We start from the raw sequence: 13,219 nt of genomic DNA, 5'->3' as shown, positions 1-13,219 counted from the left end.
AAGCTTTAATAAAAACCATGTTTTCACTCTAGTTGGAAACATGGTTTTTTATTGAAGAATTTCATTCAATATAATTATAAATGATTATTTTACGTTCAATTAATAAATAAGAATTATTTACTTCCTTCACTTTTTATCCACAATTCAATAAACTAAAACAAATAATTACCAAACTTAACAAAGTATCATTGCAATGAAAAACTTAAATTTATTACTCATATCAACATTACTATTCACTGGATGTGCAACGACCAAATCGATTCAATATCCAGCAGCGGGTAAACAAACCTCTCTTTCTGTTTCTTCAGAACAACTTTCTTCAATGACTGAATCAGGGGCAGGTGATTACTTTGTAAAGGAAAGCCAAATATTAGTTGGTGATGCAAGTAGTGCTTCAGCCAGTCCAGTTTCTGGAATGTTTGGCCTTATCGGAGTAGGTGTTGCAATGGCAATTGATAAAAATGCAAATAGTTCAGCCATTGAAAAAAGCTCTCTCAATCAACCTATTAAATTTGACCAGTTAATAAATCAAAAAATTAACGATTCTCTCGCCAAAAATAAAGCAGATCCTACTCTAAAACTTCTAAGTTTAAATCAGGCATCTGAAATTAAAATTGTGCCTTATTCACGCCTTTCTTTCCGTGAAAAGCCAATTGTAAAAGTAAATTTTGGTTTAAAGACCCAATTTAAAAATGCGGCAGACAATAATGCAGATACAAAACGCTTATATCACTATGTAAGCAAAGAACGTATTTCTTTAGCTGAATGGGAAGCTCAAAATAATTTATTATTTATGAAAAAAGCAGATCAAGCATTTAGCGCTCTTAGCCAAGTATTCACTTTAGATTTGCAACATCAATTAAACTTAAAAGCATTTGATGAGAACAAGCAAAAAAACTGTAAAACTAATGCAGATACATCCTTAGTTTCTTTTATCCAAACTCCTGACAATTTATGTGTTGGTGTAGTTAAAACGAGTAAAGGAGATGTATTCGAAAATAGTATTTATATTGTTGAGCAATAATAAATATTAACCAAAAGGTTAGAGAACTACTTAAATTTAAGTAGTTCTCTAATGTAATCAAACAAATTCTTTAATTTCTTCTAAACTTTTCGATGGCTCAAACCACATGAAATCATAATCGGCCACATCATGAATATAGAATGGATCATTTTTCATAATCTCCTCAGCTTCTTGAATCAAAGAGCTTAGAACTAAAATTACCCCACCTACTCTATTTTCTCGGCGCCCCGATGCCAGAAATTTCTTTTGCTCATAGTAATGATCTAAAAATGCAATATGTTCTTTCAATACAGCATCAACTTCGGCTAATGGTTTTTTTATAGGTCAAGGTAACAACAATCATCTTATTCTCTTAAAGCAAGTAGCGTATGACATAGCATTAGTCTATAGATAGTTTAATGATCTATAGATTATTCGATAGTACGCCTATTCCCCCAATTCATCTACATTAAAACTTTTTATAATAATTTGATATTTTCAAAAAATATCGTTATAAATTAGCAGCTTTTATTAATTAAGATTATATAAATGAAGAAGAATATTTTATTACTTGTTATTTCTATCTTATCCATTGGACAAATGGCCTGTTCTATAAACCCTCATCGGATCAATTTACCAGACACTACCAATCCGCCTGCTATAGAAAAGATTAATTTAGTTGGAATGTCTCGAAATGAATTTCTAAATAAATTCCATCCACCCGTAGTAAGTAGACTCATTGGTGAGAAAAGGATAGATACGATCACTTATTATAAAATTAACAATAAACCAAAAGCATATGGAATGGCTTTATATAATGGCTTAATAGCGAATACAATCGTGTCGACATTACATAATGTAATGCCGAGTGAATTATCGCTGGATTCTGTGGACGAAACGGTATCAATCTCAGACTCAGCACTTAACAAAGAGAAAATAGTAATTGAGATTACATATGATTCTTCTAGTCATATTGAAAAAGTCGAATAATTTAATTTTTGGCTATAACCAAACTTTTTTAAAGTAAAATCAATAAAAGTAAATTCTAAAAACTATTTCAGTATGCTGATTTAAATGAATTTTTTAATAAAATTAATATTTTCATTTTTAAATCAGCACTCAATAACTACCACATTATTATTTACTCAGCTTGGTAAAAGAATTATTTTTTCCAATTCATCCACACCAAACTCCCTACAATAATCACTCCACCAAGCAGCACCATCATTGACGGTTTTTCATTTAAGAAAACAACTGCCAAACTCATTGCGACAATGGGCGAACAATATAAAAAATTCGATGCAATCGTTAACGACATATTTTTAAGTACATAACCCCAAAGCACATAAGCCATCGCACTTGGGAAAATACCTAGCAAGACAACCGACATATTGGCTTGCCAAGTAGCATGTAAAATTTCATGGGGTAAATGAGCACTATAAAATAGTAAAGGAATGGTTCCGAACCAGATGATGTAGCACATCATGCTCAAAGCATCATAATTTAAAGCAAATTTCTTATATAAATTAAAGTACAGACCCCACGCAATTGCTGCTAACACAATCAATAAACTATAAGGGCTCGGTACACCAAAACCATGATCTCCACTAACCACCAACACGGCGCCGCAAAGTCCCAGCAAAATACACAACCACTGTTTAAAACTGATTTTTTCTTTAAAAAGCAAAGCTGAAATAATAAAGGTAAATAGCGGAATGGATTGACTCAAAATACTAGATGCGACTGCAGTTACATATTGCTGCCCTGTATTTATAAGTAAGTGATGTAGCGTTACAGAGAAAAAACCTAATACAGCAAGCGCAGGAGCATCTTTCCAATTTAAAGGCTGAATGCCTTTTTTTATGACCAAAAGCAGTAAAAAAAACGATGCAATCAAAAAGCGAAGCAAGGCAATGTGCTGCGGTGTATATGAATGCAAAGCACTATGTACACCAATAGGTGAATAGCCCCAACAAAAGACAGTCACAGCAATATATAAATAGAGCTTAAATGCGGGAGGCTGGGTTTCGGCAGCAAGAGAAATTGCCATGTTAAATCTGCACTAATGAAATGGAACTCTTTCATCATATGCGCATGGATAGTTGAATAAAATTAACTTATATTGAGTTTAATATTCATTAAAAGTGAATGATAAAACATGGATATCGCTCAGTTAAAAATGTTCCAAACTGTGGTTGAATGCGGAACAATGGCAAAGGCATCAATGCAACTGCATTGTGTACCATCCAATATCACAACGCGTATTAAACAACTCGAAGAAGAACTAGGCACACCGCTGTTTTATCGTGAAGGTAAAGCTTTAAAACTCACCCCATCAGGAGAAATTTTCCTAAATTATTGCCATAAAATTTTAGCGTTATGTGATGAGGCAAAACGTAGTATTCACCCTGATGCACCGCCCTCTGGCCCACTCAGAATTGGTGCAATTGAATCTTCTGCTACCACTCGTCTGCCAAACTTGCTTGCGAAATATCATCAACGTTTTCCAGAAGTTTCTATTCAAATTATTACTGGCACATGGAAACAGCTATTAGTCGATATTTCTCAGCATAAACTTGATGGGGCAATTGTCGCGGGTAATATTGAGTTTCCGATGCTCAATAAGCTCGGTATTTACCAAGAAGATATGGTCTTAATCGCATCTCACTCTTTGGGAGAAATTCATTGCCAAGAAGACCTGATAGGTAAAGAAATTTTTATGTGGACGGAAGGCTGTCCTTACCGTGCAGCCCTTGAAGAATGGCTTAAACTGAAGAATATCTCTCTTCCCATCACCAGCATTACCAGCTATGCCACGATTATTGGCTGTGTCAGTGCAGGTTCAGGGGTGGCTCTGGTGCCCAAGAGCATTTATGAGCAATATAAAAATTTGGCCCATATTCATAGTTATAAATTTGAATATCTTGCCTTTATGCAAAATCACTTTTTCTGGCATAAAAATGTGAGCAACCATAAAGCCAGAGACATGTTTATAGAATTGATTAAGACTGAATTTAGCTTATGAATCATTGCAGTGATTGGTTTAGCGCTATTAAATGATGATTTATCGTAATCAAATCGTATGGGTTTTATCTCATTGCAGTACAAGCTTTATTTTTAACAGTAAGATCACCACTTCATCTTTTGATTCTGGTTGGGGAGATTGATCCATATGAAAACCTTACAAGTGTTATGCGTTGCAAGTTCTATATTGGCTTCATCAACCTTATTTGCAGAAACAACACAGCCACAACAAGTTGTTGAAACGACACCTAAAACACAACCTTATGGTGACAATCCTAGCTTAGGGCGCGTACTGTTGTATAAAACAGGCAAAGGCATACAAAATTTAGGAAACTCTATTCAAGGTGCTTCTGAAAAGACATCGAATAAAATTAGTGAGAAATGGCAAAACACCAAAGAATTTACTGCTGAAAAAGCAGAAGTCGTTCAACAAAAAGCAGATACAGCCAAAGTATTTACTGAACAGAAAATAGAGCAAGCCAAACAAAATATTACCAGTAGCCGAAATGGTGAAAATATTCCGATTGAGCAAGGTGAATTAAGTAAATCGAGCACAACAGCTAACTAATTTTTTGGATAGCGCGATAACTCCGCGCGCTTATAAACACAGATATTCATCTAGAAATAATGTCATTAACTATAAGAAAGCTAGGAATCTACCCTATGAATAGTCAAAAACTTCTCTTTTCAACGCTATGCTGCTTGGCATTAACTGCATGTGCAACTTCAGCACCTATCTCTTCTTATTCTCAGGCACAAGTTTTAGAGCAAGATACGAATATTGAAGCTTATCCATCAACTACTGGTAATGTAGCCAAACTCATTAAACAAGATAAACAGGCTTGTATGATTGAATTTACTGGCTATTTAGGGGGCGGACATGTAACTGAGCACTGGACTTTTAATAATAATGGTCTGCTTTCAGCGACCTCATCGACTATGCAGTATCCTGATGAATCAGGCATATTAAATCAGGCAACCAACTCTACAACCAAAAGCTCAACGACTTTTAATATTCAAGATCCAGAAATTCAAAATAATTTCAAAAAACTCCAAAGCAACTTTAATCCAGCGAATCTAGCAAAGTGTAATTAATACTTTTTTCATAAAAAGCCCGTTGCAGAAGTTACCCTTTGCAACGGGTTATAGCCATTTATAAATTTCTTGGACCTAATTTAAAAAATTATAAATAAGCTATTAATTAATGGTTAAACCATTTGTTGCTGCCAGTAAATCAATACGTGGGAAAACCAAGCCCGTTCTTGAATCAGTAATTGGTTTACCTGTCGTTTTTAAACGGCTGATGGTTTGATCAATACTTTCTGTTGGACTCACGCTATTCGCTCGTAACAAAGCAATTGCACCTGCCACATGTGGTGTCGCTTGAGATGTACCACCCATGGTATAACCACCCGCCGTGATCATTGCTCCAGGCGCTAATAAGGTCACAAGACTGCCACCATTACTAAAGCACGCTACCTTATCTGCCGCTGTTGTTGGGTCCGAACATTTCACAGGGTTCCCCCATGACACACCACCAATATTACTGTCATATACAGCACCAACTCTTACTGCACCAGCAACACAGGCAGGAGATGAAATTCCATCTGAAAATGCATCATTACCTGAAGCGACTACAGGCACCACACCAGCAGCTCGTGCATTGGCAAATGCAGTTCCATAACTGCTATCACTACACTCCGAGGTATATTTAACACCTGGTACGCCAAGGCTCAAATTCACCGCTTTAATATTATAGGTTTGTGCATTATTTACAGCCCAGTTAATCCCTGCGAGGATATCACTATCATAAGCTGTGCTTACCCACTTACCTTGGGATCTGACCTTTCTAAAGACATCTATGCCTATAATTTTGGTCTTGGTAGCAACCTTAGATACGATGCCTGAAACATTACTCCCATGCCCATCATCATCTAAAGCGCCATCATCTGGTGCACTATCAAATGAATAAACCACTCGACATGTGCTTGATGGTGTATTTACTGCCGTACAGCCAAAATCAGAGTGAAGATAATTCACACCTGTATCAATCACTGCCACACTAGAGCCTTCGCCCGTAAAACCATTGGTATTGGCCTGTGGTTGATTAATTAAAGGTAAACTTTCATTGGTCGTAGTCCGGTTAATACGGTTCGGATAAACTGCTTTAACATTTGGATCATTTAATAAAGTCACCAAAGCTTCGCGATTACTAATTCGATAGAAAGCTAAAGGCAAATTATTGTAGTCCCGAAGTACTTGGACACCACCAGCACGGTTAAACCTTGCCTGTATATTCTTTTTATTTGTTGCAATATAACTCCGCCGCTCTAAACCGGAAGGCACACTCACCGAAGGAATATTGTATTCGACGATTAAATCATTCGAATCATTATTGACCAAGGCATCCAAATCGATTTTGCCCTGAAATACTTTTTGTTTTGCTGCTTGATTTAACCGCTGTTTAGCACCTTGAGAATCCAAAGGAAGAGCGGATGCAGTTGTACTTAATATCGTACATAGACCTAATAGAAATAACGTTTTACTTTGCATTATTTTTCTCCGTAGTTTTTCAACTAACAATTTGCTTATTTCGCTTTTATTTCATTTGCTGGATCTTTTTCTGGATCAATCGGTTGAATAGAAAGATCACTTTTTGTGTCATAAAAAGGAACAGAATCAGCTGATACCGATTGAGGATGAGTTGAATGTTGAGATAGATTTTTAGGTTGGGTAGGCTCCTTAAGTTTAGAAAGAAACGAAGATGTATCTGGTTGTGGCGAATTCGACTCATGTAAAGCAGAATTGAACACATCAGATGCACCACTTGTGGGCTTAAGATAGAGAACAACGGCGACCAAGCCGACCAATACAAGAAGGGAAGCAATAATTTTCATCTGTCATATCTCTGTTTTTTTGTTTATAGATATCTATTTTTATTTTTGATTATTCGAAATAAAGTGCTATTTCTTTCAATACATTTCATGTGAAATTTCTATTTCATGAAATGTACAAACCTGAGAAAAGCTAAAGTATCTTTTCCCGAATAATCAAAAATACAGTTCTGCCCTGTACATTTATATTTCTGGCAGAATATGGTTCAAAAAAGTGCTAAAAAAGCACTTCATTCTCATAATAAGCAATAATTATGCCGTTTCCTCTAATAAATAATTAGATTCACATCACATTTAAAGATATAAAGGACAAGTCGAGAAAAACCGAAAGAGAAAAAATTAAAGGATATTTTTTAAAAAAGGAAAGATAAGAGAGCTTAATTAGAATATCTAACAAATAAATGTTCTTTTTCACTTTATTATTAATTTTTATTAATCTTCACAATTTATCCCTAGTCTGTTTACTCAACGTAACACTGTTGTAACATTTTGATGAAGACAGTTCACAAGACTATATTCCCTTGGCTATGATTCGTTTGCGTTTATGAAATACCTCACTAAAAGGGTATATTCTTTGAAGGATATCGCAATGAAAATGATGAAAACAGCTATCGTTACTGCAAGTGTTCTTGCTTCTGCCTCTATTTTTGCACAAAGTGCGGGCGTTAATGCAGGTGCTTCTGCTCAAGTAAATGTACAACCGGGTGGTCTTGTTAGTGGCGTAGCCAACACAGTCAAAAATACTGCTCATAATGTAGGTAGCACAGCAAAGCATGCTGGTCATGTAGCGGCTGACACTACAGTTAAAGCAACAAAAAAAACAACAGGAAAAGTGACTGAACTTTCTTCTAAAGCTGCAAATGGTACAAAACATTTTGCTACCGAAGCTGCGACAGGTACTAAAAATGTAGCAACTAAAGCCGCAACTGGTACTAAACATTTTGCTACCGAAGCAGTAACAGGTACTAAAAATGTAGCGACTAAAGCTGCAAACGGTACTAAAAACTTAGCAGTTGAAGCGAAAGCTGATACAAAAGCAGGTGTTGATGCTGTAAAAGCTAAAGTTGCAGAAAAGCAAGCTGAGCAAAAAGAATTTACTGCTGAAAAACAAGCTAATGCTCAAGCGCATGTAGATGCTGTAAAAACTCGTGTAGCTCAAAACCAAGCTGAGCAAAAAGAGTTTGTAGCTGACACTAAAGCTGATGCTCAAGCAAAATTAAATACAGCTCAACCAGCTCATGGAGTTAACGCTCAAACAGGTGTAAACGTTGGTGTTAATGTTGCTGGTATTAATGCAAATGCAAACGTAAATGCAGGCGCTCAAGCGACTACACAAAAAGCTGAAAAGAAATCTTTTATTAAAGGTCTTTTCGGTAATAACTAATCCGTTATAAATAAAAAAGGGCAATTAATTGCCCTTTTTTATTTCTCAAAAATCAAGTATTCAACTCGCTTCAGTTAAAACTAAGCCCGCACGCAAACCAAGCTTCACATTTGGGTTTGGAAATAAAATCCAGACCTGATCTTGCTCAACAACATAATTACCAGAAGGTTGAGTTGCAATGATTTCACCTTTGGTAAAAGTCGAAAAATTCGGAGCTTCAGCAGATAAATTCATCTGAAAATCTTCATCTTTTTTAATTAAAGAATCAGATACTTTGAAGACCCGAATTTTTGTTTTATTGCGTAGCGGTAAGGCTTGCTCAGAAACTACATTACGAATAACTTCATCAATTGCAGCAAATTGGCTCAAGTCATTTTGCCCAAATGGTAAGGCTTTGCCTAACTCTAAAGTTGCGCTCGCAGCTTTAAAATTCTCACTCGTAAAATGTGTAAACGTTTTACCTGCTGCATTGTGATAAACCAAAGCATCTAAATCGGCTGCTTCAAGACTTGCTGTTAAATCAGCATCATAGCCATGCGTTTGATAGGGAAATAAAGCAAACGTTGGTAACAATGAAGTACGAATTGCTGTGTGTAAATCATAGTGATAGCGTTTAGCATCACTTGCACTTTCTTGAAAGAAATTTGTGACAACTTGCTCTAAAACTTCAGCACGCTTTGATTCTTCAGACACGCCTAGAGTTTTATATCCACCACAAAACATTCGATTTACATCGTCATGCACATAGCGTTTGCCTTGACGCATTGCATAAGGGTTACCCAATACAAGCAGCAACCTCACAGCAAGGTTTAAACGCCCTGCAAATAAATCCGCGCAAAGATGAGATAACAATTCAATTGGTGCTGTTTCATTACCATGCACTCCAGCTGACAGTACGACAGCTTTGTCGTACTGTGCGTTTGGCGTACATTCAAGAAGTCCTTCACCCAACCAGCGCCAAGAAAAATTATTTTGTTTTCCTTCGCGAGTTGTAGGCTGCTCACCTTGTAAGGTTAATGCTAGAAAATCTTGCATGTCACCTCCTCATTATTTTTGGAAAGGATAAACCGAACCTAAACCTAAAATTTTGGTCAGTTCGTCAAGTGCCATACGGCTTTCCATTAACAAATGCGGATCAGCCAAATCTTCTTGTGCTAAACGATCACGATAATGTTTATCTACCCATTGATTGAGTGTGCCAAACAACTGATCGTTCATCAGAACTTTTGGATTTACGGCATTTAACTCAGTTTCGTTTAAAGCTACGCGTAAACGTAGACAAGCTGGACCACCACCGTTACGCATACTTTCACGTAAGTCATATACCTGAATAGCATCAATTGGTGTGCCCATTTGAATCATGTCATTCAAATAGCCCCAGACTGCTGCATTTTGACGAGACTCTTCCGGTACAACAATAGTCATTCCACCATCTGGACGAGTCAAAATTTGGCTATTAAATAAATAGGTTGCTACGGCATCGTCAACGGTAACACGGTTTTCAGGGACTTCAATTGAAATAAAGTCTTCACCGATGCTTGCCATTTTTTGACGAATTTCAGCAAAGGCCTGATCTTGATTTAAAAAGGCATGTTGATGATGGAATAAAACCTGTTGGTTACTTACCGCGATCACATCATTATGGAAAACGCCCTGATCAATTACATCTGGATTTTGCTGAACAAAAACAGTATGTGCATCATCTAAACGGTGCAAACGTGCAATTGCTTCACTTGCCTCACGCGTTTGACGAGCTGGATAACGTTTTGGTCCCGGCAAGCCATTATTTAAATGTTGTTGACCATAAACAAACACCTGAACACCGCGCTTAGCATAATCACCACCTAAGCGGTTGTGATTGGCTGCTCCTTCGTCACCAAACAAAGCTACTTGTGGTAATGCTTCGTGGTGTACAAAGTGGCGTTCATTTTTAAAGATTGCTTGTAAAACTTGGCTTGTAGTTTCAGCTTCAATTGAACGGTGAAACTTATTGTTCAAGTTCGCTGCTGTAAAATGCACGCGCTCATCTTGGCTATCTGCCGAAGGTGAAACGGTAGCCGCATTGGCAGTCCACATTGGAGAAGCTGAACTTAAAGATGACAATAGTTCAGGTGAATGACGCATTGCTTGAGCAACAACGCTAATGTCATCACCTGTAAAACCTAAACGGCGTAACATTGGAACATGTGGACGCTCATGCGGAGCAAGTACACCTTGTTTCATTCCCATGTCAGCCAAGGCTTTCATCTTTAGCAAACCTTGTTTAGCTGCTAATTTTGGATTCGAGGTATTATTACGGTTTTTTGTCGATGCTTCATTACCAAACGACAAACCCGCGTAGTGATGTGTTGGTCCCACTAAACCATCGAAATTTACTTCATATCCTTTCATTTTTTCTTTCCCTAGTGTTTAAGGCAACACAATCCCTGGAGATAATTTTTCTGGTAAGGTTAAGCTGTCACTTTCAAGTGATGCCATTGGCCAAGCACAATAGTCGGCAGCATAAAAAGCACTCGCGCGGTGATTACCTGATGCCCCTACACCACCAAACGGTGCAGCACTTGAAGCGCCAGTTAACGGCTTATTCCAATTCACAATACCGGCACGTGCTTCAATGAGTAAGTCATCAAACAGTTCACGTTTTGGTGAAACCAAACCAACTGACAAGCCAAAACGAGTTGCGTTAGCAATTTTTAATGCTTCATCAAAGTTGTCATAACGTTGAATGGTGGTAAGCGGGCCAAAATATTCTTCATCCGGAATATCTTTCACGCCTGTGACATCAACAATACCCGGAGTAAGTAGAGAACTGTCTTCTTGAGGACGTGTCATGGCTAATAAACTTTTTGCACCCAGCTCAAGTAACTTTTGCTGAGCATTCATCATGTTTGTTGCAGCAACTGACGAGATTACCCCACCCATAAATGGTTGTTGTTCGTCGTTCCAACGGCCAACTTTTAGATTTTTAGCAACTTCAACAAAACGTTGAATAAATGCATCACCTTCAGCACCATTTTTTACCAAGATGCGGCGCGCACATGTACAACGCTGACCTGCCGAAACAAAAGCAGATTGAATAGTGAGATTAACCACAGCATCGACATCAATAATTTCATCAATAATCAATGCATTATTGCCGCCCATTTCAAGCGCAAGGATTTTCTCAGGAGCACCCGCCATTTGCTTATGCAAGTGATAACCTGTGTTTGCACTTCCGGTAAACAATAAACCATCAATTTCATGTGAGGCAGCTAGCGCTTCACCAGTGGTACGACCACCTTGCACCAAGTTCATCACACCATTTGGCAAACCAGCTTGCTGCCAAAGTTTTACAGTTTCTTCAGCAGTCCAAGGTGTTAATTCGCTTGGTTTAAATACCACAGTATTACCTGCCAATAATGCAGGAACAATATGCCCATTTGGTAAATGGCCCGGGAAGTTATATGGACCGAAAACTGCAAGCACACCATGTGGACGGTGACGTAAAGATGCTACGCCATCGGCCATTTCAGTTGAGCTTTCACCTGTACGCTGATGATAAGCACGGATTGAAATTGCAACTTTGCCAATCATTGATTGAACTTCAGTTAACGTTTCCCAAAATGGCTTACTGGTTTCTTGGCTAATGACTTCTGCTAAATGCTTTTTATTTTCTTCAAGCAAAGCGGCAAATTTTTCAACAATCGCTACACGCTCTGCAAGTGGTAAACGCGCCCAAGCTGGAAACGCAGTACGCGCTGCCTGACAAGCTTGTTCTACATCAGTAGCAGTAGCCTCGGCACCTGACCATACAGTTTGGTTATCAACAGGATTTGTTTTCTCAAATGTTGCGCCGCTGCCTTGTAACCAGACACCGTTTATAAATAAAGAGTTTGACATCAGGATACTTCCATTGGATTTAGTGATAACACACGAACAACGTGACCTTCTTGTACACCGAGTTTTTCAGCTTGTTCATGTGTTAAATTTATTGTGTTATCAACAAGATCAAGCTTTAACAACATTGCCTTATAGTCATGATAATTATCATTGGCAATGAGATATTGGGTCTTACCGACCGCAGCTTCACTTGTAATTTTGACGTTTAGTAACTGACTTTCTTTTACTGCTCGCAATTCATCAATATTGGCTTCAATGGTTGGACCCGCATCAAAAATATCGACATATCCTTGATAGCGTAAGCCTTCCGACTCAAGCACATGATAAGCAGGTAAAGTTTGTGGATGCATTTTTCCAATCACCTCTTGCGCATCTTTTGGCAAGAGATCTACATAGACTGGGAAACGTGGCATAAGCTCTGCAATAAACACTTTTTGCCCAATTCCACTTAAATAGTCTGCTGTTGAAAAATCCATATTAAAGAAATGGTGACCAATCGCATCCCAAAATGGAGAACATCCATTTTCGTCCGAGAAACCACGCATTTCAGCAATTAACTTTTTCTCGAAATATTGCTTAAAGGCAGCGATAAACATAAAACGGATTTTCGATAAGAATTTACCGTTTTGGTTTTCACGACGCTCTGGATCTAAAAATAGTGTACAGAGTTCGCTACTACCTGTTCTGTCATTACTTAAAAATAAAGTAGGTAATGACTTATAGACATTTAATGCTTTTGAAGCGTGTACTTGAGTACCAACATGAAAGTTGTACCAAGGTTCAATGAGCCCTACAGCAACTTCAATTGCACTTAATCCAATAACACGTTGAGCTTCTGTATCTTCAAGAACAAATAAATAACCTTGTTCACTTTTATGGACATTGCCATTTAAAGTATTGCGAGTACGTGAAATTCGAGCCGAAAGTGTATCCATATTTTGCGGCAAGGAAGTCAGGCCTACACCCGACTTACCTGCTAATTTATAAATATCTTCAAGGTCTCGAAACTCGGCATGACGGACGATCATCATGGCT

At 37.7% G+C, this 13,219-nt stretch carries 13 protein-coding genes and 1 pseudogene; 6 read left to right on the top strand and 8 right to left on the bottom strand.

From position 1 onward, the window contains the following. The first annotated feature begins 193 nt into the window (after window positions 1-193). A complete protein-coding gene (locus WBW42_RS05400) occupies window positions 194-1,024 on the top strand; it encodes a hypothetical protein (protein ID WP_032036677.1) in 831 nt (276 codons plus the stop codon). 57 nt (window positions 1,025-1,081) lie between these two features. Here WBW42_RS05400 and WBW42_RS05395 read toward each other — a convergent pair. Continuing rightward, window positions 1,082-1,367, bottom strand: a pseudogene (locus WBW42_RS05395) (YciI family protein). A gap of 185 nt (window positions 1,368-1,552) precedes the next feature. Here WBW42_RS05395 and WBW42_RS05390 point away from each other — a divergent pair. Beyond that, window positions 1,553-1,993, top strand: a complete 441-nt coding sequence (locus tag WBW42_RS05390) for a hypothetical protein (RefSeq protein ID WP_284105163.1) — start codon at window positions 1,553-1,555, stop codon at window positions 1,991-1,993. 172 nt (window positions 1,994-2,165) lie between these two features. Here WBW42_RS05390 and WBW42_RS05385 read toward each other — a convergent pair whose 3' ends face one another. Further along, the gene (locus WBW42_RS05385; protein ID WP_045126688.1) at window positions 2,166-3,053 is read right to left on the bottom strand and encodes a DMT family transporter; all 888 of its coding nucleotides are present in this window, start codon (window positions 3,051-3,053) and stop codon (window positions 2,166-2,168) included. A 108-nt stretch (window positions 3,054-3,161) separates the two neighbouring features. Between WBW42_RS05385 and WBW42_RS05380 the strand changes: the two genes are divergently transcribed. From WBW42_RS05380 to WBW42_RS05370, 3 genes are all read left to right on the top strand, one after another. Continuing rightward, a complete protein-coding gene (locus tag WBW42_RS05380) occupies window positions 3,162-4,028 on the top strand; it encodes a LysR family transcriptional regulator (RefSeq protein ID WP_032057346.1) in 867 nt (288 codons plus the stop codon). 147 nt (window positions 4,029-4,175) lie between these two features. After that, window positions 4,176-4,595 (top strand): hypothetical protein, encoded by a 420-nt coding sequence (locus tag WBW42_RS05375; protein ID WP_017481690.1) that lies wholly within the window; start codon window positions 4,176-4,178, stop codon window positions 4,593-4,595. Between the two features lie 95 nt (window positions 4,596-4,690). Next, a complete protein-coding gene (locus WBW42_RS05370; protein WP_032057344.1) occupies window positions 4,691-5,122 on the top strand; it encodes a hypothetical protein in 432 nt (143 codons plus the stop codon). A 102-nt stretch (window positions 5,123-5,224) separates the two neighbouring features. On the opposite strand, the gene WBW42_RS05365 is transcribed toward WBW42_RS05370, so the two are convergent. Beyond that, window positions 5,225-6,580: a S8 family peptidase gene (locus tag WBW42_RS05365; RefSeq protein WP_032057343.1), complete on the bottom strand. Its 1,356-nt coding sequence runs from the start codon at window positions 6,578-6,580 to the stop codon at window positions 5,225-5,227. A gap of 35 nt (window positions 6,581-6,615) precedes the next feature. Beyond that, window positions 6,616-6,924, bottom strand: coding sequence for a hypothetical protein (locus tag WBW42_RS05360; RefSeq protein WP_032057342.1), 309 nt, complete (start codon window positions 6,922-6,924; stop codon window positions 6,616-6,618). Window positions 6,925-7,510: 586 nt separating this feature from the next. Between WBW42_RS05360 and WBW42_RS05355 the strand changes: the two genes are divergently transcribed. Beyond that, window positions 7,511-8,305, top strand: coding sequence for a hypothetical protein (locus tag WBW42_RS05355; protein ID WP_032057341.1), 795 nt, complete (start codon window positions 7,511-7,513; stop codon window positions 8,303-8,305). 60 nt (window positions 8,306-8,365) lie between these two features. Here the strand turns inward: WBW42_RS05355 and astE are convergent, their stop codons facing one another. The 4 genes from astE to astA are packed head-to-tail and all read right to left on the bottom strand — an operon-like array spanning window position 8,366 to window position 13,215. After that, entirely contained in the window at window positions 8,366-9,340 is a 975-nt protein-coding gene (astE, locus tag WBW42_RS05350; RefSeq protein WP_032057340.1) for a succinylglutamate desuccinylase, read from the bottom strand. A 12-nt stretch (window positions 9,341-9,352) separates the two neighbouring features. Then, window positions 9,353-10,696, bottom strand: a complete 1,344-nt coding sequence (gene astB / locus WBW42_RS05345; protein ID WP_002116805.1) for an N-succinylarginine dihydrolase — start codon at window positions 10,694-10,696, stop codon at window positions 9,353-9,355. An 18-nt stretch (window positions 10,697-10,714) separates the two neighbouring features. Then, a complete protein-coding gene (astD, locus tag WBW42_RS05340; RefSeq protein ID WP_032057339.1) occupies window positions 10,715-12,184 on the bottom strand; it encodes a succinylglutamate-semialdehyde dehydrogenase in 1,470 nt (489 codons plus the stop codon). After that, the gene (astA, locus tag WBW42_RS05335) at window positions 12,184-13,215 is read right to left on the bottom strand and encodes an arginine N-succinyltransferase (RefSeq protein WP_002116871.1); all 1,032 of its coding nucleotides are present in this window, start codon (window positions 13,213-13,215) and stop codon (window positions 12,184-12,186) included. Before astA ends, astD begins: the two co-directional genes overlap by 1 nt. Window positions 13,216-13,219: the final 4 nt, after the last annotated feature.

The sequence above is a fragment of the Acinetobacter sp. LT1 genome (genome assembly GCF_059800965.1).
This window is presented reverse-complemented; position numbering and strand designations above follow the sequence as displayed.

Excerpts from the sequence above, each read along its gene's own strand:
- WBW42_RS05355 (WP_032057341.1), top strand. The coding sequence starts at position 7,511 with ATGAAAATGATGAAAACAGCTATCGTTACTGCAAGTGTTCTTGCTTCT.
- WBW42_RS05400 (WP_032036677.1), top strand. The coding sequence starts at position 194 with ATGAAAAACTTAAATTTATTACTCATATCAACATTACTATTCACTGGA.
- astB (WP_002116805.1), bottom strand. The coding sequence starts at position 10,696 with ATGAAAGGATATGAAGTAAATTTCGATGGTTTAGTGGGACCAACACAT.
- astA (WP_002116871.1), bottom strand. The coding sequence starts at position 13,215 with ATGATGATCGTCCGTCATGCCGAGTTTCGAGACCTTGAAGATATTTAT.
- WBW42_RS05375 (WP_017481690.1), top strand. The coding sequence starts at position 4,176 with ATGAAAACCTTACAAGTGTTATGCGTTGCAAGTTCTATATTGGCTTCA.
- WBW42_RS05360 (WP_032057342.1), bottom strand. The coding sequence starts at position 6,924 with ATGAAAATTATTGCTTCCCTTCTTGTATTGGTCGGCTTGGTCGCCGTT.
- WBW42_RS05380 (WP_032057346.1), top strand. The coding sequence starts at position 3,162 with ATGGATATCGCTCAGTTAAAAATGTTCCAAACTGTGGTTGAATGCGGA.
- WBW42_RS05385 (WP_045126688.1), bottom strand. The coding sequence starts at position 3,053 with ATGGCAATTTCTCTTGCTGCCGAAACCCAGCCTCCCGCATTTAAGCTC.
- astD (WP_032057339.1), bottom strand. The coding sequence starts at position 12,184 with ATGTCAAACTCTTTATTTATAAACGGTGTCTGGTTACAAGGCAGCGGC.
- WBW42_RS05365 (WP_032057343.1), bottom strand. The coding sequence starts at position 6,580 with ATGCAAAGTAAAACGTTATTTCTATTAGGTCTATGTACGATATTAAGT.
- WBW42_RS05390 (WP_284105163.1), top strand. The coding sequence starts at position 1,553 with ATGAAGAAGAATATTTTATTACTTGTTATTTCTATCTTATCCATTGGA.
- WBW42_RS05370 (WP_032057344.1), top strand. The coding sequence starts at position 4,691 with ATGAATAGTCAAAAACTTCTCTTTTCAACGCTATGCTGCTTGGCATTA.
- astE (WP_032057340.1), bottom strand. The coding sequence starts at position 9,340 with ATGCAAGATTTTCTAGCATTAACCTTACAAGGTGAGCAGCCTACAACT.